The sequence below is a fragment of the Rhodococcus huquni genome (assembly GCF_055231055.1).
The window spans coordinates 596,916-623,705 of sequence record NZ_JBUYWE010000002.1 but is presented as its reverse complement, the minus strand read 5'-3'; the positions used below and the strand labels follow the sequence as shown (position 1 = coordinate 623,705).

Here is a 26,790-nt window from a genome sequence, read left to right as displayed (position 1 = left end):
CACTCCGCCGATGAACTAGACCGGGTCGCCGCCGAACTCAACGGGCGACCCCGCAAAACCCTCCTGTGGAACACTCCAACCGAACAACTCAACGAACTACTTGTTGCAACGACTGCGTGAATCCACCGAGTCCAGGGACTCGTCAACCGCTCACAGGCGGAGCTAGATGCGCTCGGCGAGACCCGGGTAGTCGAGGACGAATCCGTCGCCGTCGATACGCACGGAAGACGACGACACCGGTGACAGCACGTGGATCCCGTCCGAGCCGCTGCTGTAGGTGATGCTCGCCGCCTCGACCGAGAGATCGAGCAGTTTGACGTACACGACGGGAACCTCGATGTCCTCGGACGTGGAGTTCATGTCGAAACGCCTGATCGGAAGGGTGTTGAACAGCGGGCTGAGGACCACGTCCACATCGAGCGCACCGTTGAAGGTGGACCGCTGATGCTGGGACCCGTTGTCCACCATCCACACGCCCTCTTCGTCACGGCTGATCGACATCTGTCGTTCGCCTGCCGCCATGGATGTGCGCAGAGACAGACGGCGGGTGACGCCGTTCTCGTCCGTGACGAGGTCGTAGGACGCGCTGAACGCGGGGTGCTCGGAGCATTCCGCACCGATGATGCGGCCGGCCGCCTTGATGCGGTCGCCGGAGAGTTGGACCCGCGCCGACTCCATGCGGGGTGCATTGTGTGCCCGCCAGGTCAGCACGGCGGGCCAGGTCGAGGCATCGGACGCTGGCGAGTTCACCCATCTACGGTAAGCGACAACGGGCCGCAATGCGGCAGTGGGCCGCGTTCGCCGACGTCAGTGGTGGAAGGACTGCGTGTTGCCGGCCGTGGACAGGCGGTCGAGTCGCTGCAGCACGCGATCCACCACCTGCGGGTCCTGCCCCTTCTCGGAGCGGGCAGCCAGAACCTCCACCTGAGCCGCGGACAGTGCGGCGCGCTGCAGGTCCTGAAGGGCCCTACGTCGATGCTTGAGTTGCTCGACGTGTTCGGCGTACTCGTTGGTGTGAATGCCCGGCGCCGATTCCTCCTCGAGCCGGTGGTAGAGCGCCTTGATGTGCGCAACCGACTCGGGCGGGAGATCTCCGGGAGCCTCGGTGATCACGACGAGGGCCGCGGTCCGCGCCCGCTCCACCAATGCACGTTCTTCGGCATCTTCGGCGTCCGCCATCCCGGACACCCCGAGCTTCTTCACCATCCACGGCAGAGTGAATCCAGGGATGATCATGCTCATCACCAGAACGACGGCCGCGATGACGACTGCCTCGGATCGCCACGGAAAGTTCTCGGCAGGAAGACTCAGGGCCAACGCGAGCGTCACGAGTCCGCGCATCCCACACCACGTCATGACGAGCGCCTCGGCTGCCGTCCGGGGAGCCGAGGACCCACTGTCCTCCTTGCGTCGCACCGCCAGCCAGGTGAGACCCATCCACGCCGCCCGCACTCCCACGAGAACGAAGCCGATGATCACTCCGTGCAACACCATGGTCCAGAGGTCGCTGCCCGCGTTCTCGACGATGTAGCGGAATTCCAGACCGACCAGGCCGAAGGCGAGACCTGTGACGAGCAGTTCTGCGACGTGCCAGAACGAGGCGCTCGCCAACCGGTCCTCCGCCTCGATCTCCGAGTCGGCAGCGCTCATCTGCACTGCGGCCACCACGACGGCGATCACGCCGGACGCGTGGATTTCCTCGGCGAGCAAGTAGACGACGAACGGGATGACCAACGTCAGCCCGCTGCGGCCTGGAATGTCGACGATCCGCACCACCAGGGCCGTACCCAGCCAACCGACGATCAGACCGATCGCGACGGCCGCCCCGGCGGTGTAGAGGAAGTGCAGCACCTCGAATCCGAAATCGAGATCTTGCTGCGCAATGGTCGCGGCGACGGCGGCCTGGAAGGCGACCAGAGCGGCGGCATCGTTGAACAGCCCCTCGGTCTGCAGCACGCCCACGATCCGCCTGGGGATGCCGACCGGCTCCGCAACCGCCTCGACGGCAACCGGGTCGGGTGGTGCGCACATGGCGCCGATGGCAATCGCTGCGGCAACGGTGATCCCCGGAACGAGCGCCCACGCCGACCACGCCACCGCGGCTGTGGTGACGAACACCAGGCCCACCGAGTGCACCACGATCGTTTTCCACCGATCCCGGAACATCGACCAGGAGGTGCGTCGCGCCAACGCCCACAGCAGAGGTGGCAGGAAGAGCGGCAGGATCAATTCCGGCTCGAGTGCAACGTGCGGGATGCCCGGAATGAACGCGGCACCGGCCGCCACCAGCGTCAACAACACCGGCCACGGTGCATGGAACCGATCGCCCAGACCGACGATCAAGACCGTCCCCAGCATGAGCCCGACAACCACGATCAACTGATCCATGGAACGCATCCCCTCCCGTTGTGCAGGGACCGAGCCCTGCTGCGCCGCCGGAATTTTTCCACACAGTCCCCGAAGGGGAGGTCGTTGGTCCGGGCGGTATCGGTTCTCGAGTAACGTTCACTGACGAACTGGTCGTGAAGAAGGGGTGCCGTGACGTCAACCGGGAGCATGGTGGGCTTGTTCGCCGGCATCGGCGGGCTCGAACTCGGCCTGCGCGGACACGGCTGGAACACCGAACTGCTCTGCGAGATCGACCCCGGAGCGGGTGCGGTCCTGCGGAATCGGTTCGCCGACGTGCCCCTCCACACCGATGTGACGACGCTGCGGTCGCTGCCCGCGAACATCGAACTCGTCGCTGCCGGGTTCCCCTGCCAGGACCTGTCCCAAGCCGGCCGGACCGCGGGCATCACCGGTGCCCGCTCGGGTTTGGTCGACGAGGTCTTTCGTCTCGTGAAAAGGCAGAAGGGGCCGCGCTGGCTGCTGATCGAGAACGTTCCGTTCATGCTGCAACTGGGACGCGGCGCCGCGATGCGGCACATCACGCACGCACTCGAAGACCTCGGCTACATGTGGGCCTACCGCGTCGTCGATGCGCGCGCGTTCGGTCTGCCGCAGCGCCGCCAGCGAGTGCTGATGCTGGCGTCCCGGACCGAGGATCCGCGAACCGTGCTGTTCGGTGAGAACGCGGGCGAGCCGCCGGCCGAGGACTTCCGCGAGGTGCCGTGCGGCTTCTACTGGACCGAGGGAACGCGCGGGCTGGGCTGGGCAGTCAATGCGGTCCCCACCTTGAAAGGTGGTTCGTCGGTGGGGATTGCGAGTCCCCCGGCGGTTCGTCTGCCGTCCGGCGAGATCGTCACACCGGGACTGGTGGACGCCGAGCGTCTGCAAGGCTTCGATCCCGACTGGACCGCTCCCGCAGCCGATGTGCCCGGCCTACGAAACAGCCACCGCTGGAAGCTTGTCGGCAATGCGGTGAGCGTTCGCATGGCCTCCTGGGTGGGCGGCCGGATCGACAATCCGCTCCCCTACGCGGACGAGACCGAGAGTCCACTCGTGCCAGGGGACGCCTGGCCGACGGCGGCCTGGGGTCGTGATCGTCAGGCGGTGCGCGTCCACACGTCCACCTGGCCGGTGCAGCAACCGTACGAGGATCTGAGCGGATTCCTCGAAGACTCGAGACTGCTGTCCGCAAGGGCCACAGCGGGTTTCCTCAAACGGGCCCGGGCCGGAAATCTACGGTTCTCTCCGGGATTCATCGACGACGTCGAGAGTCACCTCGCACGGATGGGCGGCTTTCCGGAGGCGGCGGCGTAGGCCATGCCGGCCACCGATCCCGCCACCAGTGCGCGGCTCTCCGCCCAGCGACGGCGCGACACCGCGCCGGAGATGGCGCTGCGGCGAGAACTGCATCGCCGCGGGTACCGGTACTTCGTGGACAAGGCCCCGTTGCGTGGGCTTCGTCGTCGCGCCGATCTGGTGTTCCCGAAACGGAAGGTGGCCGTCTACGTCGACGGCTGTTTCTGGCACAGCTGTCCGCAACACGCGACGCGGCCGAAGAACAATGCCGAATGGTGGGCGGAGAAGCTTGCGGCGAACGTTCGCCGCGATCGCGACACGGACGAACGCCTCACCGAGTCCGGATGGACGGTGATTCGGGTCTGGGAGCACGAGGACCCGGTGACAGCAGCCACACGAATACAGTCTCACCTGGCGTAACCGCCGATGTAGGTGAAAAATGGGTGACCCATACTCTGCTCGCAACGTCTCCGGAGGAGCATCATGATCCGCAACGTTGCGGCTGCCGCACTCATCTCGATGTCAGCAGTCGTGCCCTTGTTGTTTCTCTCGCCGATGGCGGGTGCGGCACAGAGCGACACATACATCAGCAATCCGGCCGACGACTCTTCGATGCAAGGCTTCTGTGACGACCAAGCGACCGTCGCGAACAATCTGTCGAAACAGAACCATCAGGCGCAGGCAGAAGAAGTGACATCGGCCGCGAACATGCGAGGCTGCCGAATCTTCACCTTCGAAAGTCCATAGCGCGCAAGCAAAAGGGCCCCGCGACCGTGGTCGCGGGGCCCTTTTCGTCACGCTGATGGATCAGGAAGAAGCGTCCAACCAGTTGGGGAGAACACCCTTCTCTGCCAGCCAGCCGGCGGGATCGATCTTGTTGCCGGCAGCATCGTGCAGTTCGAAGTGCAGGTGCGGTCCGGTGGACTGGCCGAGGTTGCCGACCGTCGCGATCTCCTGACCGGCGGAGACCTGCTGGCCCACGTTCACGAGGAACTCGTTGATGTGGCCGTAGATCGAGGTTGCGCCGTCCGGGTGCAGGATGCGAACCCACTGGCCGAAGCCGTCGGCCGGTCCCGCGCTGATGACCTCGCCACCCTCGGTCGCGACGACCGGGGTTCCGATGTCCGCCGCGATGTCGAGACCACCGTGCTGGGCGCCCCAACGGCTGCCGAAGCTGGACGTGAGGGTTCCGTCGACGGGCTGGACGGTGCCGTTCGCGGCCGGAGCCGGAGCGGATGCGTCGTCGGCCTGCGGTGCGGGTGCTTCCTCGACAGGAGCCTGGGCCGGTGCCTGGGTGGCGCCGCCGAGGTTCAGGGTCTGGCCGGGGAAGATGAGGTCGGCGTTCGTGACCTGCGTGATCAGGTCCTGCAGCGACGCGCCCTGGGTCTGCGAGATGCCGGACAGGGTGTCACCGAGCTGGACGATGTAGTTGCCGACCTCGGCGGGGGCCTGGGTCGGGGCGGGCGCTTCCGCCGGAGCCTCTGCAGCGGCCTCGGTGGCAGGCGCGGTATCGGTGGTGGCGGTGGTGCCGCTGGTCAGGTACTGACCGCAGACCGGCCATGCCCCGACGCCCTGACCCGCGAGGACGTTCTCCGCAACGCGGATCTGCTCGTCCTGGCTGGCATTCGCGGCGTTGCCCTGGCCGCCGAAGGCGTTCCAGGTGCTCTGCGTGAACTGCAGGCCGCCGTAGAAGCCGTTACCGGTGTTGGCCGCCCAGTTACCGGACGACTCGCAGTTTGCGACGCCGGACCAGTCGTGGCCGGACTGAGCCTGGGCCACTCCGCCACCGAAGGCGAGTGGGAGGGCAACTACCGCTCCCGCGGTAGCGGCTGCGCCCAGGGCATGCTTGATGTTGAAGCTGGTCATTCGGGTAGATCCTCTCCGCACCCACCTACGAGTAAGCCCGTGCACCAAACGCGCCCTGGGTCTTGTTCGCTCTCGCTCCCGCCCCTCGGGGTATGGATTCCGGTGCCTGCGGGGCGGGATCTGGCAGATGGCAGGTCCGGATGTTTCGGTTCCGTTGTTCGGGTCTTTCGAACCCGAAGCTTTCGGGCTGTGAACGACCGTAGGCACAGATCACGAATAGGTCACGGAGAGGTTTTCTGGACGACCGTACATGTTCTTTTTGCCTGGTGGGAGCACCTATGCAGGTCACGATGCTTACAGCAAGAGCACAGCCGTAACTGTTACACAGTCGTTATGTGATGACTGACACGGGCAAAATGTGGCGCGGGCCACGCTTTTACGGTGGACATTGCGGCCGAAAAGTACATCATGACTGGTCGGTTACGGTTTTTGGGGTGCCCGCACGTGCCTGAGTGCACACAAGATCGCTTCGCGGGCGGGATCCCGCCTGTGAAGTGGATTTGTGTGCAGTTATGCACGTTCATCGAGCCGCGTGAAGGCTCCTCAGCGGAATTCGTCTACGTTCTTCTGCAACCACTCGTCGATACCGGTCGCCGGGCGGGCGGTGATCTGTTCGACCAGATCGTTGGCCGGCACGACATATCCCGCACCGTCTCCCTCTTTGAGTTGCACGTACCAACGCGCATAGTCACCCATCGCGGGGGTGAGGGCCTCGATCGCCTCCTCGGGCGAGACCTGTCGAAACTCGATCTCGCAACCCAACGCGTTGCCGATGTGCTGCACCAAATCGCGGCGGCTGATCGGCTCAGGTCCTGTGATCGACAGCGCTTCCCCGACGCGCTCACCGCTGATGAGGAGGGCGGCGGCTACCTCTGCGATGTCGTTCATCGTGATCAGTGGACTCGCCGAATCCGGGAACGCCTCACGAACTACGCCGTGATTCTTGATCTGCTCGGCAATCATGACCGAGTTCTCCATGAATTCGTCGGGCCACAGGTGGGTCCACGAAATCCCTGAATCTTCCACTGCCCGTGTCACATCGCCCCAGTGACTCTCGTGTTCACCGGACAGATCGACCACCCGCTGAACTCCGGCCTTCTTTGCGAGAGCCAACACGTCGGCAGTCGTTTCGGGCGTCGGGGCGAGGTACATGGCTTCGACACCGTCGAATACGCCGGTAAGGCTGTCGAGATCTCGTAGATATCCCTTGGCGACCTCGACCGAATCGGGGAGTTTCGCCTTGTCGGGTTTGTTTGTCAGGGCCCGCACGTCTGTTGCACGGCGAGCGAGCAGATGGTCGACGACCATTCGGCCGATATTTCCAGTTGCGCCAGTCACCAGAATTGTCACCGCACCAACCATACGTACGTGATCGAGATATGGCCGGAGAGTCCGGGTTCGAGCTCAGTCACTTTTCGCCCGCGCCGACCCGTCGGTGTCCGCGGCGGCCATCAACTCGTCTGGATCTCGAGTGCGGAGTTGAGAACCACAACGTCGACGTCGAGGTCATCGGCCTGCTTTTGCATGATGGTGACCGTGAGTTGAGTCAAGAACTGGGATGACCCATCCGTGGTGAGAACGTAGCGGTTCGTCGCGGCAAAAACCACATCATTCACCACATAGCTTCCCTGCACGAAAGCCGAGGAATGCCCCCAGTGTGGTCGTCGCGATACCGCGTATTCCTGCCAGCACGGCAGGTTACGAGAATCGGCCGGCGCACGATCGAGCAGTGTGTCCGCGTCGACGTGCGCGCTGAGCCTCCCGTGCAGCAGCACGGCGTTCGGAGTCCAGGACTGTTCACTGTGCGATGGGTTCACAAGGACCTGGTATGCGTTGGGAATCAGATCGGGAGGTGTCGGCTCCCACCCGGGTAGTTCAGGTATCGACACGAGCGAATGATCACCCGATCCGGGTATGCAGGGATCGCATATGACCCCAGCGGCCTCGAGGTACTCGGCGACAGTCGGTAGGCCGTGCGCTTCCGCACCGTCAAGCATTCGAAGATGTCCTGGACCGCTCGAGTTTCTTCGCCTTCTTCACCTCGCGGGCCGCGCGGAATCGCTCCCGCAGCGGCGGGGGCCTCAGTAGTTCCGTGGCATCCACTCGGCCAAGTAATTCGCGATCCTCCGGATGTTCGTGCATATATGCCATCAACGAGTACAACGTGTTCGGTTCGGCAACCATGAGATGCGCCTGGACCAGAAAATCTTGCTCCAACGCCGAATCTGCTTGAGATGAAAGGGATCCGCGATATGTGACGCGGACCTGAGGATTATGAATATCGGATTGAGCGGTATGCACGACATACGTTTCCGGCGTGATCGTGGTGATATCAGACCAGGCGGCAAAGTCGTCCACCACTGTGCGTCTGAAACCCCGGTAGCGGCGTACGTGATGCGCGATCCCTGACGGTGTCAATGTCAGCACGGCAGGAGAGCGGAAGAAAAGGAAGAAGATGACGGACAGAAGCGCCACTCCACCAAAGATCCCCATGACGGTGGCCCCGCCCTGGTTGTCACGGCTGGCAGGCAGGAGCGACTCGCCGATACCCAAAAACCAAGCAGCGCTGGCTCCGATTCCCAGCGCCGCGCAGCATGCGAGCATCGCGACGAGGACGGAAGTCGTACGCCCTGCGGGGACAGCTATGCCGATATCCGCGCCATTGTCGACGGCCGAAATTCGCGAGGAGAGCTTTATCCAACGGAGCCCGGCGAGCCGGGTGGCGACTCCGGAAAGGATCAACATCATCAACGCGAAGACCGCAGATTCACCGGTCTTCAACAGATCTCCCTGCCGAATTCCGTCCGCAACATTGAGGAAACCGACCCCGACTACAGCAACGAGCACAACAATCCCCGCAACCGCAAGGTAGCTCAACCGTTGTGGCCACTCGACTCGGAGCTTTACAGGCACCTCGGCGGGATATGACAGGGCATCTTTTGGTTCGTTCATCGGTCCTCGAGTCGTTACGGATGCTTACGCTGGCCTGGTTGGGCAGCACAGTGGTTGGTATCAGTCCCACGCCTCTTGGATCTTCTTGGAGGTGTACCACGACGCAACTCCACCTGCCGCAACGCCAACTACGAATCCCACTGCGGTCCCGGCGCCAGGCACAACAGAGCCGACGGCGGCCCCAGTCAGTCCGCCTGCAGCCCATCCTCCGACACCACCAGCGACCGCGCCCGCTGTTTCGGACACGATGGCCTTGTCCGCATCCATGCCGCCGTTGATGTCGACGATGATTGCGGGAACCGTACCTATCGCCGCACCGAATGGACCCAATCCTCTAGCTATGTTCTTGGCGACATCGTCTCCGGATCCGACCGCGGCATTCATCAGTCCAAGCTTTGTACCATCGGCCATGGCACCGATCGTCGACGCAGCTGCAGTAGTGGGGATATCAGCGTTCATGGTGAACTGGTCGTTTCCGACTGTCACGACGTCGCCGGCGACCGCTTTCGCGGCTGCATCCTCGAGTTGCGTGATGGCGCCTTTAATGAGAGCGCTTGCGTCGGTTGCCGCTTGGTTCGCCTGACGAAGCGCGTCGACGACAGCAATGGTGAGCTCCGCCGCCTCTTTCTCGATTTGAATTCTGGCGACCTCTCGGGTCGCAGGAGGAGCGATAGCTAACCAGCTGATTTTTCCCGAGGGGTCGACAACCCCGTCGTCGTGAACAGTGAAGCCCCGTCCGCGAGCGTTTACGACCGTAGCCACCAAATGTTGCCTTCCGCCTTCCACCATCCCCGACGCCGCACGAAACTGAGTACCAATCTCGGCGAACGCACCACTCACACCCTTCCCCAGTGATCCTTCTTGAACCACCCGCGCGGCGGCAGCACTCGCAGCAGGGCCATCCCACGTCTCGGCGATGGAATCCTGAGCCTGGGCAAGACCGTGGTAGTGCTCGTTGAGGTTCCGTCCCATGGCGTCGAGTCCATCAGCCGTCGTATTGAGTGCATGCGGATTCCATGCAGTGACCTGCGGAACGTTCGCCGTCATGGCGCTACATCCATCGCATGCAGCATCCCGACGAAGTCGTCTTCCGTAACCCTGTACTTCTTGGCGTTCCCCACCGCGATCTCCGCCACTTCACTCACACGCTTGCACAGATTCTGCAGCGCGAGCAGGCTCGCATCGCAGGCCGCGATACACACGTCGGGCATGTCCGTTCCCGGTAGAGCGTCCTGGGACTCGGCGAACGGCGTCGTCGCGTCCATCTCCGCGATTTCCCCACCAACAGTCGCTGTTGCCGCCGCGAACTCTTTCAGCTTGTCCGGATCTACCAACAACGCCATAGCCGCCCCCCAAGATCAGTACATTTGACCGGTCACGACGGTATCAGCGGCATCGGGGCGCGGCGATCGGGCGGGCCGAATTATCCATATACACGGTTGGGCTTGCCAGCCGCGATACTCGGGACGTCGTGCTACCTTCTCACCGGCGAGCCGCCGAGATCGGTTGCTTATGCGCCAGGGGACTTCCGGGGGGATGACACGCTTTATGACCGAGATGACGTTTGGAAATTTCCAAGACGACGATCCCCCGCCTCAGCCGCAGTCCGCGACCCTGACCAGTGAACAACCCGTGGTCACGATGACGCTCGACACCGACCGCCTGCCGATCGATGTCCGACTGGACAGCCAGTGGGATCGCAAGGTCTCACCGCACGAGATGGGTGCCGCGATCTTTCAGGGCTATGTTCAGGCTCTCTGGCGCCACGACCGCGTTGCACTAGAATCGGGCGAGCTCGAGCGTCTCAGCTCGTTTCCGTCTCGACGCGAACGGCTTCTCTCGTTGATGGAAGCCCGTACGACGGAGGAGCATCGGGCCCTTCTAGTTTCGTTCTTCGACTCTGGCACCTTCGTGGGTAAGAGCCGGCAACTCGACCGTTGGGACGTGCCCGCAGTAACTCTGACCGCCGACAGAGGAACCGTGCGCTCTGCAACCGTATCCAGCGAATGGGTCGCCGAAGCAGACACCGATGCCATTGTCGGCGAAATCCTTTCCTGTGCAGACCAGTTGCGAGAATCTCGACCGAGTCACCGCGCCATCGGCGGATACGACCATCTCTCCGATGACGAGGTAGAAGAACGCTACGAGGCGCACCTCGCCGAACTGACCAGAACGGCGGCGACCCGATGAGCGGACCTCCCGGCGGACTGAAAGCATCCGTCGAACACATGCGCATCGCTGCAGAGAACTGGAGCAACGGCGCCGACAGGCTCGAAGGCGCGGCGACCGCGGCCACAGGCATGGACAAGACGCGTCTGGAATTCGGAATCTTCCAGATCGTCTGGTCCGAGTACGACAGTGCCGCGCAATACATACAAGACCGTCTCAGCGAAGGAAGTGCCGAATTCAATAGTGCAGCAGGCGCACTCAATAAGTGTGCTGACGCGTACGAGACCGCCGAAGGCAACTTTGCGAGCAACATCAAGGATCTGCAAGTGGGCGGCGGGCAATGACCAACGATGCAAAGGCAGAACTCGAAGGGCACATCAATCAGCTCACCGACCAGAGCAAGAGGGTCGACGAGAGTTCCGATGAAGTCGTTGACGCGTTCGACACACTGATCGGGGCACTGAGAACTGGCACGAGCATCATTCCCGGTATATCGATAGCCGGCTGGCTGACTGCCGAATACGCCGAGTCCAAGCGGGCCGAGATCCTGTCGGGAATCGACACCCTGCGCGGCAAATTGAGTGAAGCCCTCGAAGGTGCCGCGGCCCCGTTCAAGTTCATCGACGATGCGGCCGAATGGGGAAAGGTCAAGGCAGCTGTCATCGAGGCAGGAAACGACGCCGACAAACAGACGCTCAACGGCTACTGGGAAGGCTTCGCGTTCGACCGGTACGACAGCGCGATGTCCGCACAGATCGATGCGACTACTTCCGTCGCCAACCTCTGCGCCACCGTGGTCACCGCTCTTGAAGACATGGCGAAGGCGGGGCTGCAGTTCTATACCGATGTCGTCGAGGCGGTCACCGGTTACGTGACTTCTCTAGCCGCAGCCATCAGCAAGATCGCGACCGTGCTCGAGGCACCGTGGGGAATATCGGATGCCATCGACCTGGTCACAGGAATCGTCGAGACCTTCGTCCGCCTCGCGGGTACCGCAGCCAAATTCATCCATGAGCAACTGATTACCGCCGACGACCTGTCCACCGACGTGCTCGCGCAAGACGGCATCCCGGGCAACAAGTGGCCGGCAGCTACATCCGATGATTACGACGACAAAGAGGCATGGGAGTTCCCCGCATGATTCCGGGTCGGCCCTACACCGCCATTGTCACTGCGCTGATGTGCTTGCCCGCTGTCGCCGGTTGCGGCTCAGAAGCAGAACGCGCTCCACTGTCGGACAGCTCCCTTTCCGATCTGTGTGAACGCCCAGAACAGTTGTTGGTGGATGTGTGGCACTTCCCCGAACCCATCGTCGGTGAGCCCAACAACCCCGAAGCAGGTCCGAACGACAAGATCGGGGCTGGAGGGCATTGCACGTTCCGTGCGAACGGTGGTCGTGTGGCCACATCATCGCTGATCACAGCCACACCCGGATTTCTCGCCCCCCCACGTGATGCCGACACGGTGCAGGTCGGCGACCACATCGTGAAGACGTGGCCAATCAATAGTGCTCGGCTGACCTTCGAAACTGTGATCGCCGGATGGGCAGGATCAGTCACCTTGACGCCAGGGACCGATCGTGCGACCAACGAGCCCGCGGCCACCTACAGTCAGATCCATGACACTGCAGAAGAACTCGTGAAAATCGTTTCCGAGTTCAAAGGCCCCGATTTCACACCGAAGCAGTACTGACCAACACAATCGGAGGACTCAGGCGTCCGGCATCGCACCCAGACGCGCGAGCAGTGGAGCAGCTTCCGCCAATTTCGCTGCTTCTTCCGGGCTGAGGTCTGCCAACAGGTTCCGGACTCCGCGGGTCCACATGTCATCGATCTTGTCGTTGTTCTGCTGAGCCAGTTCGGTCTGATGTAACCGGTGCGAGCGGCGGTCGGCGGGGTCGGCCCGTCTCTCGAGCAGACCGCGGTCGACGAGGCTGCGGACAGTGGTGCTCACGTTGCTGCTCTGCAATCCGAGGAACCGCGCAATCTCGGAGACCGTGCTCCCCGGGCGCTCTTCGAGAGTGCGGAGCACTTCGATCTCCGAATGCGGAAGCCGAGACAGGCCGGCCTCCCTTTCACCGAAGCGGCGCAGCGACCACACCAACGAGCGCGCGGTGTGTGCCAAGCGCTGGACATCGGCATCGACTACTACGGGCGCAACCTTGGACACAAAGACCATCTTACCGTTAATCTATTTATAGTTTTAGATATACCTCTACCAATGGAAGGCTGATGTGACCCAGCTGCAAACCGCTCCGACCACGCGTTCGCCCCAGCTCCCCGCGCGAATCGTTGCAACCCTCGCCCTCCTGGCAGCGGTGGCGCCCCTCGCGATCGACATGTATCTGCCGGCGTTTCCGGAGATGGCAGCCGAGTTCTCCACCAGCGCGTCTGCCGTGCAGTTGACCCTCACGACGTTCCTGATCGGCCTCGCACTCGGGCAGCTCGTATTCGGCCCACTCTCGGATCGATACGGACGACGACCACTCCTTCTCGTCGGCACACTCGCCTGCGCAGTGTTCAGCGCGGCAGCCGCGCTGGCCCCCACAATCGAACTGTTGGCGGGCGCGCGCTTCGTACAGGGATTCGCCGGAGCGGCGGGCATCGTCCTCGGTAGGGCCGTGATCTCGGACCGCGCGACCGGCACCGCCGCCGCGAAGCTGTTCGGCATCCTCGTCGTCATCAATGCGGTCGCTCCCGTCGTCGCGCCCCTGCTCGGCGGCGTAGTCGTCACCGGATTCGGATGGCGCGCAGTGTTCTGGGTTCTGACCGCCCTGTCTGTACTGATGTTCCTGTGCGTGGTCGCACTCGTACCCGAAACCCACCCGGTGGAACGACGCACCACCGGCGGCACCGGAGCCATGCTCCGCGAGGCCCGCAATCTTCTCGGTAACCGCCGCTACGTCGGCTTCACCCTGGCATACGCATTCGCCTTCGGCGTGATGTTCGCGTACATCTCCGCGTCACCATTCGTCCTACAGGACGTCCACGGACTCTCGACCGGTTGGTACAGCGTCGTTTTCACCGTCAATGCCTTGGGCCTGGTCATATTCAGCATCGCCAACAACGCTGTCGTCTCACGGGTAGGCGACCGCGTCACCCTGCGAATCGGTCTGACTCTACTAGCGGGGTTCGCGATCGTGATGCTGATCAACAGCCTTCTCGGCCCTGCACTTCTGGTCACTCTGATCGCACTGTGGGGCACGATGGGCAGCCTCGGCCTGATCATTGCCAACGCCACGACCCTTGCGCTCGGCGAAGCGACGCATGCGGCCGGCACCGGTTCTGCCGTCCTCGGCGCACTGCAGTTCCTGCTGGCCGCGTTCATCTCACCCGTCGTCGGCATGGGCGGCGAAGACACCGCGGTGCCGATGGCTATCGCCATGGTCGCCAGTGCGGCCGTCGCGCTGGGTGCATTGGCCCTGACGGGAGGGGCGAAAGCCGCGCGGCGCGTTCTGTAGCAGATTGCTACACTGGACAGACGGGTGGTTCCTCGCTCGAAGGAGAAGATCATGACCAACGTCGCCGATCGCGTGACCAGGTTTTCGTCCGAGCTGGTGGATGCGGCCGCGAGCGAAGGCGAGCGCGAGAATCGATCCGCGCGTCAACAGCTCGAGCACTGGGCCCGCGTCGGCCGCGAGGTGTCCGATCAACGTCAGGTGGCGCGTCGTCGGGTCGAGGCCGCGCTCGCCGGCCGTGTGCCGCTGAGTGAGCTGTCGATCGAGGAAGGCGTGGTGTTCAACGCCGAGGTCGCCGCTGCCCTCGAAGAGTCGCTCGCAACCGGCAACCACGTCGCTGACCGCGCAGCGCAGGGTCGTGCAACCATCGTTCTCGACGAGCGAGGGCGCATCGTCAAGCATCACCCCGACGGCACCCAGACCGTTCTTTGAAACGCCTGGACCTGGTAATCGGCCCCAACGGCTCCGGAAAGTCGACCTTCGTCGAGCAGCGCCTCGCACCCCTCCTACCGGGCAGCGCCTTCGTGAACGCGGACGAGATCGCGAAAAGTCGCTGGCCCGACAGCGCAGAGCAACATTCGTACGAGGCCGCGCGGATAGCCGCGACCATTCGCGACAAGCTGATCGACCAGGGCGAATCGTTCATCGCGGAGACGGTGTTCTCGCACCCTTCCAAACTCGAGCTGATCGACCGCGCTCACCACGCCGGATACGTCGTGGTGTTGCACGTGATGCTCGTGCCGGTCGAATTGTCGGTGGCCCGCGTCGCCGAACGCATCATCGAAGGCGGACATTCGGTGCCCGAGGACAAGATCCGTCAGCGATTCGCGCGCCTGTGGCCACTGGTCGTCGATGCGATCACGTCGACCGACCACGCCACCGTGTACGACAACACCGCTGCCGACGTCGCCCGTATCGTCGCGCGCTACGCGGAGGGCGATCCGGTGAGCACACCCGCCTGGCCCGGATGGGCACCGGCGGAGTTACTTGGGTGAGGCAACGCCGACCCCTCGCCTGATCGTCGCCGGCTGATCGAGAACGTCGAGCATCGCCAGCGCTAGGTCGGCTCGCGTCATACTGCCGGGCACGTTGGCATCGATAGCGTTGCGGTAGTTGCCGTGTGCCGCGCCGTCGGTGAGGTATGGAGGACGCAGGATGGTCCAGTCGGTGTCGGTTCGCCTCAGGATCGTCTCCATCCGATCCAGGTCGGCGTAAACGTTACGGAAGACTGCGCGCACGATCGGCAGAATTGTAATGCGTTGCCACAGAGGCTCGCCCGCTCCGTTTCCGAGCACGGGTTGGGCACTGAGCGCGACAATTCGCCGTACCCCCGTTACGTCCATCGCCCCCAGGATCGCGCCGACCGCGGCCGCGCAGACCCCGGTGGTGTCTTTGCGATCGCGCGGACCCAGCGCCGACAGCGCGGCATCGTGCCCTTTCAGCACCGGTTCGAGAGAACTGCTGTCGAACACGTCGGCCACGACGACGTCCAATTCTGGGTGCTCGACGGGAAGCCGCGCCGGATCCCGCACCACAGCCGTCACCTGGTGTCCGTCGCCCAATGCGCGCTGCACCAGAAGGCGGCCGGTGCCACCGGTGGCGCCGAAAACAACCAGCTTCATGCGACTTCGCTCCCGATCCGAGCGGCCGGCGTTCCTGCCCAGATGCTGAGCGCGGGGACTCGAGCCAACGATGACAAGGGTTTCACGACGGCCCAATGGACCGGGCCAGGCAGTCCCATCCGACGACGGGTCGACGTGGTCCATTCGACACCGTCGACCATCCACGCAGCGAACCGAATCGATTCCCGCACCGTGTATCCATCGATCCACGCACGTTGTTCGAAGTCCTTCCACTCCTGGTGGTCGAGCGCCCGGGACGCGATTTCCATACCCCCACCCTCCTCGTGGGCGAGGTGCTCGAGCAAGGGTTTCTCGAGTGCATTCAGCGCATCGATCACCTCGCGAGGTTCCGTGCGGCTCGCGACGAGACCACGCGCGCAGGCCTCGAGCCGGAGCCGCGGCTCGTCGATTGCGTGGTGCTCTGCCTCCATGGCGTCGAGGACCGACGAGCTTTCGGGCTCTCGCTCGAGAAGGAGCGGCCATAGGTAGTGGTCTTCGCCTTCGTGATGCCAGCGAAGATTGCCCATCATCCACAGAAGATGTCGGCCGAGTCGACGCCGCCCGCGCACAGACAGCTCGTCCGAGGCTTCCAACAGAATCCGGGCCCGCTCGAGGTCGCGGCGCAATGCGGAGTGGAACAGCGTCATGGTCAATGTATCGGCTGGTTTCGCCGGATCGGCGTTCGTCATCTCGACCTCCCATATGTTGTGATTCCAGTCTGCGTGAGCAGCATCTATTTATCCAACCGATCAATTCGATGGGTAGAATCGGAAAATATGATGGATGTTCTGAAGCTCGAAGCGTTTGTCGCGGTTGCCGAGGAAGAGTCCTTCGGCGGCGCTGCCGACCGACTCGGGATCGCGCAGTCGACCATCAGCTCGCGGATGAAGGAGCTCGAAGCCCATCTCGGACAGCGGCTGTTCGCCCGCACGAGCAGGCAGGTCCGGCTGTCCCCTGCCGGGGAGGTGGCGCTACCGAAGGTGCGGGCGGCTCTCGCCGCACTGGATGGCGTCCAGCAGGCCGTGGACGACATCGCAGGCATCCGGCGCGGCACGGTGCGGCTGGGTCTCGTGACAGGGGCCGATCTCCCCGAACTGGGAGAAACCCTGGCGGCTTTCGGGTCGGAGTTTCCTGGAATCGAACTCGTCATCACCTCTGCCTCTTCCACCGACCTCGAACGGGACGTGTCCGACGGCGCCCTGGATATCGCCCTCGTGGTGCGCACCGCCCCGTCGCCACTGCACTGGCAGGAGCTGATGAGTGATCCCCTCACGGTGGTCGGCCTTACCGACGCGACAGAAAGTGTGTCGATCACGGACTTGCAGAACGAATCACTGATCGTTCTCGATGCGAGTGCCGGCGCCCGCAATGCGCTCGAGTCCGTCGCTCGACAGGACGGCGTAGACCTGAAAATCGCCGTCCAGGTCTCGACGCCCGGTATGGCACTGGATCTGCACTCGCGCGGCATGGGATTACTCGTCATTCCGCGTAGCCTCGCCCCCAGCGGCGGGACCGTGATCCTCGACGCGGGCGGAGCACAGATCAGAGTCCTGGTGGGGATTGTCAGCCACCCCGATATACGCACGCCCGCAACAGAACTACTCACGGAGCGGCTCACGCAAAACCTCGGCCTCAGCGGCTGAACAATCTCCCGTGCACCGATGAACCGCGTGGAACTACAGGCCTTGCCGGACTCGCGTCTTGTACATCAGCGGCGATTCGCCGACGTGCCGCTTGAAGGCTGAACTGAACGCACTTTCGGACGAATAGCCGAGCTCGAACGCGAGCGATCCGACGCGGGAGTCAGCAGCACGTAATTCTCGTTGGGCCAGCAGCATCCGCCAGTTGATGAGGTACGACAGCGGCGGCGTGCCCGCCACGTCGCGGAATCGCTGGGCGAACATGGTGCGCGACATAGCCGATGCGCGGGCCAGGTCGTCGAGGCTCCAACTTTTGGCGGGTTGCTCGTGAATGAGCGCCAGCGCCGGGCGCAATCGTTCATCGGCAAGGACTTTCAGCCACCCGGCGGGCATGTCGGCCTCCTGCATGAACCCACGGACGACATCGAGTACCAGCAACTGCCCGTACTGGCGGATCGCAAAGTCGGCTCCGGCTCGGCCGGTGACCATCTCGGTGAAGAGACGCTGGACATGCCCCCGCAATTGCGGCCCGACGGGGCTCGAGGCACCGACGTGCGCGACGGCCGGAAGCGCTTGGAGCAGTAGCTCTCTCCCGGTCGGGTTGAGATCGACGCGTCCACCGATGAGGACATCCGCGTCAGGCGCGTCGAGGTCGGCATCGTGGACCGCAGATCCGGCGGTCGGCGGCTCGATATTCTTCGGTTCGCCCGGCCCCGTGCCCCCGTCGAGGGCGAGCCATGAGCGGCCGTTGAAGATCGCGACATCACCGGCAACCAGTTCGATCGGCGTGAGCACGTCGTTTGCGGTGAGCATCGCGCCACCTCGCACTACTGCGACGAACTTCAAGTCGTCATCTATGACACTGCGTGTCCGCCACCGCCCGCGCACCGCAGAACCGCCGGAGACCACGCTCCTGACCTCGATGAGGTCGAGCACCTCGGAGAGCCGGTCTATCGCCATAATCGGACTATAGAGCATGAAAAGCGCACGGAACATCATTCCACGTGCGGATCGTGCGCTGCAGACTGGTGTCCTGAGTCGAAACCGACCGCGGCTCGGAAAGGAAACACCATGACCGACCCCATGATCGCCCTGGTAACCGGAGCCAACAAAGGCATCGGCCGTGAGATCGCCGCACAACTCGCACAGCTGGGCCACACCGTAGTGATCGGTGCCCGCAACCGCGAGCGCGGCGAAGAGACCGCCGACGAGTTGCGCGCGGCCGGTGGCACCGTGACTGCCGTCGCTCTCGACGTCACCGATCCTGCGTCGGTGAACGCGGCAGCGAACGCCATTGAAGCGCAACACGGCCGACTGGACGCCCTGATCAACAACGCCGGCGTCAGCCATCAGCCCGGTGCCGATTTCGCGGGGCAGCTCCCCCGGTCCGCCGATGTCGAGCACGTCCGGTACGTCTTCGAGACCAACGTATTCGGCGTCATCACCGTCACCAGTGCATTTCTGCCACTGCTGCGACGCTCCGAATCCCCTCGGATCGTCAACGTCTCCAGCAGCGCCGGTTCGTTGAGCTCGATCTCCGACTTCGACAATCCCGACCCGATCGCACTCGGCTACGTCCCCTCGAAAACTGCGCTGACCGCGGTCACGATGATGTATGCCCGCGACCTCGCCACCGAACACATCCTCGTCAACGCCGTATGTCCCGGCTTCGTCGCCACGGACCTCAACAACCACCACGGCGTCAGTACGCCCACCGAAGGTGCCCGGTCAGCAGTACGTATGGCCACCATCGCCGCCGACGGCCCGACAGGAACGTTCACCGACGAAGACGGCCCCGTGGCCTGGTAGCCGTTCCCCGCACGACGACCTCGAGCCCGCCCACCGAGCATCACACGTCCAGCCGACCCCCGAGGTGCTCGGCGAAGTGACGTTCGACCGCGCGGTAGAGCCGAAGTTGGTTCTCGGGGTTCGCAAATCCGTGGCCCTCGTCCTCGGCGAGAAGATATTCGACCGAAACGCCGCGCTCTCGCAGGGAACGCACCATGTTGTCGGACTCCGCTTGGACCACCCGAGCGTCGTTCGCGCCCTGGGCAACCAACAGTGGGGTGCGAATCCGGTCGACCATGGTGATGGGCGAACGAGCGAGCATGTCGGCCTCCTGGGCAGGGTCGTCCGGATCTCCGACGTAGCGGTACCAATTGTTGTGGATATGGGGGCGAGTGAACGGGGGAAGTGTCCGCATGAAGTTCGCGAGATCGGAGATACCGACGTAATCGACTGCGGCGGCGAAACAGTCGGGCGTGACAGTGACACCGACGAGGGCCGAGTAGCCGCCGTACGAACCACCGAAGATCCCGATTCGGTTCGGGTCGGCGTAGCCCTGCGCGACGGCCCACTCCACGGCATCTATGAGGTCGTCGTGCATCGCACGCGCGAATTCACCGATGGCACTCGTGATGTGCCGACGCCCGTAGCCTGTCGATCCCCGAAAGTTGACCTGCAGCACGGCATATCCGCGGTTGGTCAGGAGCTGCGCCTCCGAGTCGTATCCCCAGGTGTCGTGCGCCCAGGGCCCGCCGTGAACCAGGAGAACCAACGGCAGATTCTGTGGCTCGATCCCAACGGGGAGGGAGAGGAAGGCGTGCAGGGGTAGGCCGTCTCGCGCGGGAAAGCTCACGGCCGTCATCGGAGCCAGCGCTGCGGGATCCAGGTGCGGCAACGAACGGAACAGTTCCCGGCTCTCCCCGGTGGTGTGATCGTAGAACCACGTCACGCCCGGTTCCCGGTCGTGGACGAACGTGACGACCCAGCGTTGCTCCGACTCGTCCGACGACGCCGTGCCCAGCACACCGTCGGAGAGAGTGCTCAGAGCTTCGTAGACCTCCGCGAAATGCGGATCGAGTACCTCTATTCGGGGCCTGTCGCCGACGAACCGGGCCGCGATCGCCTCGCCGGTACGGCGGCTGATCAATACTGCCGGTGGCAGCAGGCCGGGGGCGTGCAAGTCCAACGTGCACAGGCTGTGCCCGTCCACGGCGCTCACCACGGTCTCCTCACCGGTGTCACGGTCGATGCGCACCAATCGCAGGTCGTCCGAGTCCTGATAGCTGCCGATCAGAAGCCCATTCCCGTCCGGCGTCACGATCTGCGGGTAGATGGCGTACGGGTGCTCGGCGCCGCCCATCCGACGGAGAAGTCGTCGATCGCCGGTATGCGATTCCACCGCGGAGATCTCGAGAGTGCCATCTTCGGCCAAGAGCGTTTCGAACGCCGGACGTCCACTGCGGTCGAGCAGAACAGTGCTCGTCGGGACGGTCTGTTCTTGGTGCACCGTGATTTCACTGCTGGCGACATCGACTCGGAACACGTCGACGAACATCTGCCGCTGATTCATCCACACCAACACGCTGCCGGGTGACGAAAACGATGGGTTCACAGCGAACACTCGCGATCCGGGCTGTAGCGGGGTCAGGTCGACCGCTGGTGTGTCCGGCGCCTCCGGATCCGCCCGGTAGAGATGCCAGTCCTCGTTTCCATCGGTGTCCTGCAGGTAGAGCAACCAGCGCGAATCGTCCGTCCAATAGAAGGTCGAGATCCCCCTTCTGCTGTCGTGCGTGACACAGACCGCATCGTCGTGGTCTTCGTCGATACCGCGCACCCAGACGTTGCGCCGCCCGCCCTTCGGCGACAGGTAAGCCAGCCTGGTGCCATCGGGAGAAATCGATGCACCGGAGAACTCGGGGTCGGTGAAGAAGTCTTCGACGGCGATCAATTCAGGAGCGAGGTGGGTAGTGGTCATCGGAGGTCTCCTCGGTAGGCGTCTCGTCTTGGTCATTACGACGAGACACCGTGCCGCCACGGCACAGTCAAGGAAGATCGGAACAATGCTGACGCGCCATCCGCGCCCGACACAAACAAGTCACCCCCTGAACTGCGAGGTATCGCAGTTCAGGGGGTGATCTTCTGTGCGCCCGAAGGGATTCGAACCCCTAACCTCCTGATCCGTAGTCAGGTGCTCTATCCGTTGAGCTACGGGCGCTGGTCTTCAATTTTTGCCGGCCAACTATCACCGGCGTGGCGGAGGCGAGAGGATTTGAACCTCCGGTCCCTCGTAAAAGGGACAACTCATTAGCAGTGAGTCCCATTCGGCCGCTCTGGCACGCCTCCCTGGGGTGGTTCCGATCCCTTCGGACCGCCGAGCGGAAAGATTACACACCTTTTCACCTCAAAGGCAAAACGTGTGGTCACGGCGTTAACGTAGGTTGCTGTCGAACCAATCGAAGATGCGACGTTGCGCGTCGAGGATAGCTTCGGCGAGCGCCTCGTCGCCACCTTCGTCACCGGGGACCTGCGGAGGTTCGTCGGCACGGTGAGCGAGGCCCGAGTAGCTCACGACGAGGGCCGCGACCTGAGCCTTACCTGCCGCCTCCCGCAACTGCTCGACGTGATCGAGTGGAATCGACGGGTCGTCTTCCCCGTACAGACCGAGCCAGGGCACCTGGAGCGCCGGCGCCGCATGAACGAGAGCGGTGGCGTCGTCCGTCAGCGGTTCCAGGATCCCGGGTGCCGCCACACTGACGGCCGCCCCGATACGGCGGGTGGTGGCGACGAGGAACGCGGCCGTCCCGGCGTCGTCGAATCCGAGTACGCCGATGCAATCCTCGTACACCCCGCGGCCCACGAGCCAGTCGAAGGTTGCGTCGAAGTCGGAGAACAGGTGGTCACCGAAGACCTCTGCGGAGCTGTGCAGTGGTTCCCGGTGGAACAGGTGGGGCGCGACGGCGACCCAGCCCTCCAGGGCCAGCGACTTCATCAGCTCGAGGAACGGCTCGGTGAACTCACGAGCTTCGTGAAGAACCACAATCCCGCCGCGCGCGGGCCCGTCCGGCTCGATCGCGGTGAGGGGCACACTGCCCGGAGCCTGGTCCGACGGCTCCCCGACCACACGCAATTGCGCGCTGTCCTCGAAGATTCCCGACATACAACCACCTTGGCACGGACGGGCCGCCGACGCACCACATAGCGGGGCGCATAATCGCATCGTGACCACTCGGACTCGTACAGACCTCGACTCGATCCCGGCCTACGTTCCCGGCAAGAACTTCCCGGGCGCCATCAAGCTGGCAAGCAACGAGACGACGCCTCCACCGCTACCGGGCGTACAGGACGCGATCGCGGCGGCCGTCACCACCGCCAACCGCTACCCGGACAACGGTTCGACTGCGCTCATCGACGCGCTGGCCGCCTTCCTCGACGTTCCGCGAGAGAACATCGCGACCGGCTGCGGCTCGGTGAGCCTGTGCCAGGAACTGGTGCACGCCACGTGCAAGGACGGCGACGAGGTCGTCTACGCCTGGCGCTCGTTCGAGGCGTACCCGGTCGTGACGAAGGTGGCCGGCGCCGTACCGGTCCAGGTTCCGCTGACCCCCGACTACGGTCACGACCTCGATGCGATGCTCGCGGCGATCACCGACCGCACTCGACTGGTGTTCGTGTGCAACCCCAACAACCCGACCGGCCGCTCGTTGGGCCGAGCCGAACTCGAACGCTTCCTCGACGCCGTCCCGGACCACGTGGTGGTCGCGCTGGACGAGGCGTACTTCGAATACAACCGCACCGACGCCGACGGCATCACCCTCCTGCCGGGTCGACCCAACGTGATCGTCCTCCGCACCTTCTCCAAGGCCTACGGGCTTGCTGGGATCCGGGTGGGGTACGCGGTAGCCGATCCGTCGATCATCACTGCGCTCGGCAAGGTGCACATCCCCTTCAGCGTCAACGCGCTCGCGCAGACGGCCGCGATCGCGTCACTCGACGCGCGTGACGAGCTCCTGGCCCGCACGGACGACGTCATCGTCGAGCGCGAGCGGGTACGCGACGCCTTGATCGCTGCGGGCTACGACGTCCCGCAGACGGCTGCGAACTTCGTGTATCTGCCCATCGAGGAGCGGTCCCCGGCATTCGGCGCCGCCAGCGCCGAGGCAGGTGTTCTGGTGCGTCCGTACGGAAACGACGGCGTGCGCATCACCATCGGCGACCCGCACGAGAACGACACGTTCCTCGCCTTCGCCACCAAAGACGAAACGCGGACCCTGGCCGGTGCCAAGGTCCGCGCGTGATCGCTTCTTCGTGTTGAGCGGCTAGAGCCCGAGCGACTTCTGGAGCAGAGGCCAGGCCGCCTTCAACTCGTCCTGCCAGTACGGCCACGAGTGAGTGCCCCACTGGTGGTAGACGAAGGTGGCCGGGATCTTCAGCTCGTCGAGCCGCTTCTGGAACGTCTGAGTGCAGAAGTAGGCTGCGGCCTCGAGCGGTCCACCCACAGCGACGGTCGAGGCGATGTCGCCGCCGGCCGCGCGCTCGTGCGGTCCGGGGAGACCGTTTCCGGTGGAGATGTAAACGTCCTTGCCGCGCAACACCTCTGCGTGACGAGTGGGATCGTGTTCACTCCACGCCGGATCGGAGTCGGGTCCCCACATGTTCGTCACGTCGCCGCCCTTGAAAGCGACCGTGCCGCGGACCGACTCACGTGAGCTGGGCTGGGTGTTGTCCAGACATCCACTGAACGCGGCAAGACCCTGGTACATGTCCGGGTGGCGGGTGATGAGGTTGCCCGCGCCCATCGCGCCCATCGACACACCCGCGAGCGAGTTGGTGCCGTTGCCGTCGAACTTGGAGTCGATGATCGGCGGCAGTTCCTTGGTGAGGAACGTTTCCCACTGGTTGACGCCGAGCACGGGGTCCGGCCGGTTCCAGTTGGTGTAGTACGAAGCCATCCCACCGACGGGGAGCACGACGTTGACGTTCTTGCCGGCGAAGAAGTCGACGATATCGGTCTTCTGCGTCCAGGTGCTCTCGGTGTAGTTGGACTCCTCACCTGCACTGACGCCGTCGAGCATGTACAGCGACGGCCGCGATCCGCTACCGGCCGGATGAAGCACCTGAACCTGGACGACCCGCTGCATCGCAGGCGATTCGACGAAGACGGCACTACGCGTGGGGGTCAACTCGTCGACCCTCTCCACGCGCACCGAATCGATGCGGGGACCGGGCGCCGGAGCGGGATCGGCATTCGCCGTGAGACCGCCCCCCAAGAGGGACAGCGTCAACGCCGCCCCGACCGCAGCCATTACACGACGACGCATTCAGATCCTCTTCCCCGAGTGATGAACAGCAATTGCACAGCACAGACAACCCACTGGTCAACCCAAGACCACAACTTTGTGACTCCTCGGTAACCGACCGCCCCGACGGTGTGAGTAGAGGCTAACCGAGATGCGCCAGAGCGGCTGCGACAGCGGCCTCGGTTCCCGTCCTGAGGGTCGGCATGATCGCCGGCGCGAACGCCGGGCTGTGGTTACCGACCGTCGGCGTTCCGGGCAGGAAACCGCCGGTGGCCCAGAACGTGTACGGCACCCCGAAAGCCGTGGGAATCAGACCGAAATCCTCCGATGCCGGCACCGGCGCGAGTTCGTGCACACGGTCCGCACCGAACATCTCGGTGAAGGCGGCGGTGACAGTGTCGGTGACCTGTGGATCGTTCACAGTCAACGGGAAGGTGGAAAGCGTCTCGATCGTGGGTTCCTTCGGTGACCCGGATGCTTCGCACTCACCCCGGACGATGCGCTCTATGGCTGCAAGGATCGTGTCTCGGACACCCGCGTCGTACGTCCGGACGTTGAGCACGATCTCGGCGTGGTCACTGATCACATTGGGGGCCGTGCCGACGTCGATCTGCCCCACGGTCACGACGCCGAACTCGCCGGGCGGTATCTCTCGGGAGACGATTCCCTGCAGTCTCAGCACGATCGACGACGCCAGCACGGCCGGATCGACACCCAGGTGCGGCATGGAGCCGTGGGTTCCCTTGCCGTAGACCGTCACCTTCAGGCTGTCACCGGCGGAGAGCACCGGGCCGACCCTGGTGGCGACGTGACCGGCTTCCGGCACGGAGAGCACGTGTTGAGCGAGACATACGTCCGGCTTGTCCGCACCGATCTTGTCGACGAGGCCGTCGTCGATCATCGCCCGCGCACCCTTGCCGGTTTCCTCACCCGGCTGGAACAGCGCGAGGTACGTGCCGGACCAGGCGTTTCTGTTCCTGGCGAGTAGCGCCACGGCGCCCAGCCCCCACGCCACATGCATGTCGTGGCCGCAGGCGTGCATCTTTCCCGGCTCTTCGGAGGCGTAGTCCAGGCCGGTCTCCTCCGTTCCCGACAGCGCGTCCACGTCCGCGCGGAACAAGACCTTGCCGCCCTCACCATTGCGGATGACGGCAACCACGCCACCGCCGATTTCCAAGACCTCGTCCACACCGAGCGACTCGAGTCGCTCGACGATCTTCGCCACCGTACGGGCCTCGTCCGGCCACACGTCGGGATGCCGGTGCAGGTCTTTGTAGACCTCCTCCTGCCAGACCTGAATCTCGTCCAGGCCATTGGTCGCCTGGTCGAGTCGCGCAGAATTCTCCGGCGAACCCGCGGTGGACGGGTTCGCGCCGGTGGTCGGCGCCGGCGCGGCATCTTGTCTCGGCGCACACGCGGCCAACAACGCCGCCGCGGTGAGACCACCGACCCCCGCAAGCATCCGACGACGCGACATCGACGATCGCTCCACCTTCACAACGGGCGCCAGCTTTGCCTGACCCCAACCACACACGTGGGCTGGATCTGCCTCACACATCGAAATGCCTCTCCATCGGCCGACCCCCGCTCGGATGGGAGGACTGTACAGCCGTGAAGACTTACCCGCCGGTACGTTCGGATGCCGAACAAAAAGAGCCCTGACCTGCTGATTATCAGCAGGTCAGGGCTCTTTGCCTATGGCGGAAGCGGAGGGATTTGAACCCCCGGTGGTTTTACCCACGCTCGCTTTCAAGGCGAGTGCATTCGGCCGCTCTGCCACGCTTCCGTGGGCGATCCTATCGGTAGGACACCTACTTGCGACAACCGGTCAGCGGCTGTCGATGGCCTTGTCGACGCGTTCGAAGACCTCGGCGAGGACTTTCAACTGCGTCTTGGTGAGCAGGTCGACCAGGTTCCGTCGAACGCTGGCCACGTGTGTGGGTGCAGCTTTCGTAAGGCGGCGCCGGCCTTCGTCGGTGATCACAGCGAGAACCCCTCGACCGTCCTCGATGCAGGTGTCCCTTGTGACCATGTGCTCGTTCTCCATGCGCCGAATCTGGTGTGTGAGCCGACTGCGCGACGACAACACGCCGTCCGCCAGATCGCTCATTCGCAGTGACCCATCGGGCGATTCCGACAAGAGCACGAGAATTCGATAGTCCGCAAGGGACAGATCGTGGAAATCCTGTAAATCACGGTTGAGCACCTCCATCAACCGCTGGTTGCCGTCCATGTACCCCCGCCAGGCACGCTGCTCCGCGGGCGTGAGCCAGTTCGGCTCCACATTCGCGTCCGTTCGCTCCGTTGTCACACGCAAC

General features: G+C 63.9%; 30 protein-coding genes, 3 tRNA genes and 2 pseudogenes. 14 read left to right on the top strand and 21 right to left on the bottom strand.

Translation table 11 applies throughout. The features are described 5' to 3' along the window. Positions 1-120: pseudogene (locus ACZI8R_RS06510) on the top strand (IS30 family transposase); the annotation flags it as partial. Between the two features lie 42 nt (positions 121-162). On the opposite strand, the gene ACZI8R_RS06505 reads toward ACZI8R_RS06510, so the two are convergent. Further along, entirely contained in the window at positions 163-750 is a 588-nt protein-coding gene (locus tag ACZI8R_RS06505) for a putative glycolipid-binding domain-containing protein (RefSeq protein WP_463378748.1), read from the bottom strand. 57 nt (positions 751-807) lie between these two features. Next, positions 808-2,388: a cation:proton antiporter gene (locus ACZI8R_RS06500; protein WP_463378747.1), complete on the bottom strand. Its 1,581-nt coding sequence runs from the start codon at positions 2,386-2,388 to the stop codon at positions 808-810. Between the two features lie 168 nt (positions 2,389-2,556). On the opposite strand from ACZI8R_RS06500, the gene ACZI8R_RS06495 reads away from it, so the two are divergent. From ACZI8R_RS06495 to ACZI8R_RS06485, 3 genes are all read left to right on the top strand, one after another. Then, entirely contained in the window at positions 2,557-3,702 is a 1,146-nt protein-coding gene (locus tag ACZI8R_RS06495; protein ID WP_463378782.1) for a DNA cytosine methyltransferase, read from the top strand. A 3-nt stretch (positions 3,703-3,705) separates the two neighbouring features. Continuing rightward, positions 3,706-4,104 carry a very short patch repair endonuclease gene (locus ACZI8R_RS06490; RefSeq protein ID WP_463378746.1) on the top strand — a complete coding sequence of 133 codons (399 nt, stop codon included), beginning with the start codon at positions 3,706-3,708 and terminating at the stop codon, positions 4,102-4,104. Positions 4,105-4,167: 63 nt separating this feature from the next. Beyond that, a complete protein-coding gene (locus tag ACZI8R_RS06485) occupies positions 4,168-4,431 on the top strand; it encodes a hypothetical protein (RefSeq protein ID WP_463378745.1) in 264 nt (87 codons plus the stop codon). Between the two features lie 60 nt (positions 4,432-4,491). Here the strand turns inward: ACZI8R_RS06485 and ACZI8R_RS06480 are convergent, their stop codons facing one another. The 7 genes and pseudogenes from ACZI8R_RS06480 to ACZI8R_RS06450 form a co-directional block, all read right to left on the bottom strand. Beyond that, positions 4,492-5,223 (bottom strand): M23 family metallopeptidase, encoded by a 732-nt coding sequence (locus tag ACZI8R_RS06480; RefSeq protein WP_463378781.1) that lies wholly within the window; start codon positions 5,221-5,223, stop codon positions 4,492-4,494. 21 nt (positions 5,224-5,244) lie between these two features. Further along, positions 5,245-5,550, bottom strand: a pseudogene (locus ACZI8R_RS06475) (transglycosylase family protein); the annotation flags it as partial. A gap of 543 nt (positions 5,551-6,093) precedes the next feature. Next, positions 6,094-6,900, bottom strand: a complete 807-nt coding sequence (locus ACZI8R_RS06470; protein WP_463378744.1) for an SDR family oxidoreductase — start codon at positions 6,898-6,900, stop codon at positions 6,094-6,096. Between the two features lie 101 nt (positions 6,901-7,001). Continuing rightward, entirely contained in the window at positions 7,002-7,547 is a 546-nt protein-coding gene (locus tag ACZI8R_RS06465) for an LpqN/LpqT family lipoprotein (RefSeq protein WP_463378743.1), read from the bottom strand. After that, a complete protein-coding gene (locus ACZI8R_RS06460; protein ID WP_463378742.1) occupies positions 7,540-8,502 on the bottom strand; it encodes a hypothetical protein in 963 nt (320 codons plus the stop codon). Before ACZI8R_RS06460 ends, ACZI8R_RS06465 begins: the two co-directional genes overlap by 8 nt. 60 nt (positions 8,503-8,562) lie before the next feature. Beyond that, entirely contained in the window at positions 8,563-9,549 is a 987-nt protein-coding gene (locus ACZI8R_RS06455; protein ID WP_463378741.1) for a hypothetical protein, read from the bottom strand. Further along, entirely contained in the window at positions 9,546-9,845 is a 300-nt protein-coding gene (locus ACZI8R_RS06450) for a hypothetical protein (RefSeq protein WP_463378740.1), read from the bottom strand. The genes ACZI8R_RS06455 and ACZI8R_RS06450 overlap by 4 nt, the downstream gene beginning before the upstream one ends. A 214-nt stretch (positions 9,846-10,059) precedes the next feature. On the opposite strand from ACZI8R_RS06450, the gene ACZI8R_RS06445 reads away from it, so the two are divergent. The 4 genes from ACZI8R_RS06445 to ACZI8R_RS06430 are packed head-to-tail and all read left to right on the top strand — an operon-like array spanning position 10,060 to position 12,363. Further along, positions 10,060-10,692: a hypothetical protein gene (locus ACZI8R_RS06445; protein WP_463378739.1), complete on the top strand. Its 633-nt coding sequence runs from the start codon at positions 10,060-10,062 to the stop codon at positions 10,690-10,692. Between the two features lie 38 nt (positions 10,693-10,730). Continuing rightward, on the top strand, positions 10,731-11,015 hold the full coding sequence (locus tag ACZI8R_RS06440; RefSeq protein WP_463378738.1) for a hypothetical protein: 285 nt from the start codon (positions 10,731-10,733) through the stop codon (positions 11,013-11,015). After that, the gene (locus ACZI8R_RS06435; protein WP_463378737.1) at positions 11,012-11,812 is read left to right on the top strand and encodes a hypothetical protein; all 801 of its coding nucleotides are present in this window, start codon (positions 11,012-11,014) and stop codon (positions 11,810-11,812) included. Before ACZI8R_RS06440 ends, ACZI8R_RS06435 begins: the two co-directional genes overlap by 4 nt. Continuing rightward, entirely contained in the window at positions 11,794-12,363 is a 570-nt protein-coding gene (locus tag ACZI8R_RS06430; RefSeq protein ID WP_463378736.1) for a hypothetical protein, read from the top strand. Before ACZI8R_RS06435 ends, ACZI8R_RS06430 begins: the two co-directional genes overlap by 19 nt. 18 nt (positions 12,364-12,381) lie before the next feature. Here the strand turns inward: ACZI8R_RS06430 and ACZI8R_RS06425 are convergent, their stop codons facing one another. Next, positions 12,382-12,849 (bottom strand): MarR family winged helix-turn-helix transcriptional regulator, encoded by a 468-nt coding sequence (locus tag ACZI8R_RS06425; protein ID WP_463378735.1) that lies wholly within the window; start codon positions 12,847-12,849, stop codon positions 12,382-12,384. A gap of 55 nt (positions 12,850-12,904) precedes the next feature. On the opposite strand from ACZI8R_RS06425, the gene ACZI8R_RS06420 reads away from it, so the two are divergent. Genes ACZI8R_RS06420 through ACZI8R_RS06410 form a run of 3 tightly spaced genes read left to right on the top strand, consistent with a single transcriptional unit; the run spans position 12,905 to position 15,123 of the window. After that, positions 12,905-14,131 carry a multidrug effflux MFS transporter gene (locus tag ACZI8R_RS06420; RefSeq protein WP_463378734.1) on the top strand — a complete coding sequence of 409 codons (1,227 nt, stop codon included), beginning with the start codon at positions 12,905-12,907 and terminating at the stop codon, positions 14,129-14,131. Between the two features lie 51 nt (positions 14,132-14,182). Then, the gene (locus tag ACZI8R_RS06415) at positions 14,183-14,560 is read left to right on the top strand and encodes a TA system antitoxin ParD family protein (RefSeq protein WP_463378733.1); all 378 of its coding nucleotides are present in this window, start codon (positions 14,183-14,185) and stop codon (positions 14,558-14,560) included. Next, positions 14,557-15,123 (top strand): ATPase, encoded by a 567-nt coding sequence (locus ACZI8R_RS06410; protein ID WP_463378732.1) that lies wholly within the window; start codon positions 14,557-14,559, stop codon positions 15,121-15,123. Before ACZI8R_RS06415 ends, ACZI8R_RS06410 begins: the two co-directional genes overlap by 4 nt. Here the strand turns inward: ACZI8R_RS06410 and ACZI8R_RS06405 are convergent. Next, positions 15,112-15,750 (bottom strand): NAD(P)-dependent oxidoreductase, encoded by a 639-nt coding sequence (locus ACZI8R_RS06405; RefSeq protein WP_463378731.1) that lies wholly within the window; start codon positions 15,748-15,750, stop codon positions 15,112-15,114. The genes ACZI8R_RS06410 and ACZI8R_RS06405 overlap by 12 nt on opposite strands. Further along, positions 15,747-16,439 (bottom strand): hemerythrin domain-containing protein, encoded by a 693-nt coding sequence (locus ACZI8R_RS06400; protein WP_463378730.1) that lies wholly within the window; start codon positions 16,437-16,439, stop codon positions 15,747-15,749. The genes ACZI8R_RS06405 and ACZI8R_RS06400 overlap by 4 nt, the downstream gene beginning before the upstream one ends. Before the next feature lie 87 nt (positions 16,440-16,526). On the opposite strand from ACZI8R_RS06400, the gene ACZI8R_RS06395 reads away from it, so the two are divergent. Further along, positions 16,527-17,393: a LysR family transcriptional regulator gene (locus ACZI8R_RS06395; RefSeq protein WP_463378729.1), complete on the top strand. Its 867-nt coding sequence runs from the start codon at positions 16,527-16,529 to the stop codon at positions 17,391-17,393. 33 nt (positions 17,394-17,426) lie between these two features. On the opposite strand, the gene ACZI8R_RS06390 is transcribed toward ACZI8R_RS06395, so the two are convergent. Next, positions 17,427-18,350: an AraC family transcriptional regulator gene (locus tag ACZI8R_RS06390; protein ID WP_463378728.1), complete on the bottom strand. Its 924-nt coding sequence runs from the start codon at positions 18,348-18,350 to the stop codon at positions 17,427-17,429. 111 nt (positions 18,351-18,461) lie between these two features. On the opposite strand from ACZI8R_RS06390, the gene ACZI8R_RS06385 reads away from it, so the two are divergent. Continuing rightward, positions 18,462-19,199, top strand: a complete 738-nt coding sequence (locus tag ACZI8R_RS06385) for an SDR family oxidoreductase (protein ID WP_463378727.1) — start codon at positions 18,462-18,464, stop codon at positions 19,197-19,199. Between the two features lie 40 nt (positions 19,200-19,239). Here ACZI8R_RS06385 and ACZI8R_RS06380 read toward each other — a convergent pair whose 3' ends face one another. From ACZI8R_RS06380 to ACZI8R_RS06365, 4 genes are all read right to left on the bottom strand, one after another. Continuing rightward, the gene (locus tag ACZI8R_RS06380; protein WP_463378726.1) at positions 19,240-21,150 is read right to left on the bottom strand and encodes a S9 family peptidase; all 1,911 of its coding nucleotides are present in this window, start codon (positions 21,148-21,150) and stop codon (positions 19,240-19,242) included. A 167-nt stretch (positions 21,151-21,317) separates the two neighbouring features. Beyond that, a tRNA-Arg gene (locus ACZI8R_RS06375) sits at positions 21,318-21,390 on the bottom strand. A 36-nt stretch (positions 21,391-21,426) separates the two neighbouring features. Then, positions 21,427-21,518, bottom strand: a tRNA-Ser gene (locus tag ACZI8R_RS06370). Between the two features lie 85 nt (positions 21,519-21,603). Then, positions 21,604-22,332, bottom strand: coding sequence for a dienelactone hydrolase family protein (locus tag ACZI8R_RS06365; RefSeq protein ID WP_463378725.1), 729 nt, complete (start codon positions 22,330-22,332; stop codon positions 21,604-21,606). Positions 22,333-22,393: 61 nt separating this feature from the next. Here ACZI8R_RS06365 and hisC point away from each other — a divergent pair, with 61 nt between their 5' ends. After that, the gene (hisC, locus tag ACZI8R_RS06360; protein WP_463378724.1) at positions 22,394-23,470 is read left to right on the top strand and encodes a histidinol-phosphate transaminase; all 1,077 of its coding nucleotides are present in this window, start codon (positions 22,394-22,396) and stop codon (positions 23,468-23,470) included. Between the two features lie 21 nt (positions 23,471-23,491). Here the strand turns inward: hisC and ACZI8R_RS06355 are convergent, their stop codons facing one another. The 4 genes from ACZI8R_RS06355 to ACZI8R_RS06340 all read right to left on the bottom strand — a co-directional run bounded on the left by ACZI8R_RS06355 (position 23,492) and on the right by ACZI8R_RS06340 (position 26,783). Continuing rightward, a complete protein-coding gene (locus tag ACZI8R_RS06355; protein WP_463378723.1) occupies positions 23,492-24,493 on the bottom strand; it encodes an alpha/beta hydrolase in 1,002 nt (333 codons plus the stop codon). A 121-nt stretch (positions 24,494-24,614) separates the two neighbouring features. After that, a complete protein-coding gene (locus tag ACZI8R_RS06350) occupies positions 24,615-25,949 on the bottom strand; it encodes an amidohydrolase (RefSeq protein ID WP_463378722.1) in 1,335 nt (444 codons plus the stop codon). A 221-nt stretch (positions 25,950-26,170) separates the two neighbouring features. Then, positions 26,171-26,258 (bottom strand) — tRNA-Ser (locus ACZI8R_RS06345). Between the two features lie 42 nt (positions 26,259-26,300). Further along, complete coding sequence (locus ACZI8R_RS06340) at positions 26,301-26,783, bottom strand: MarR family winged helix-turn-helix transcriptional regulator (RefSeq protein WP_463378721.1); 483 nt, start codon at positions 26,781-26,783, stop codon at positions 26,301-26,303. Between the last annotated feature and the right edge of the window lie 7 nt (positions 26,784-26,790).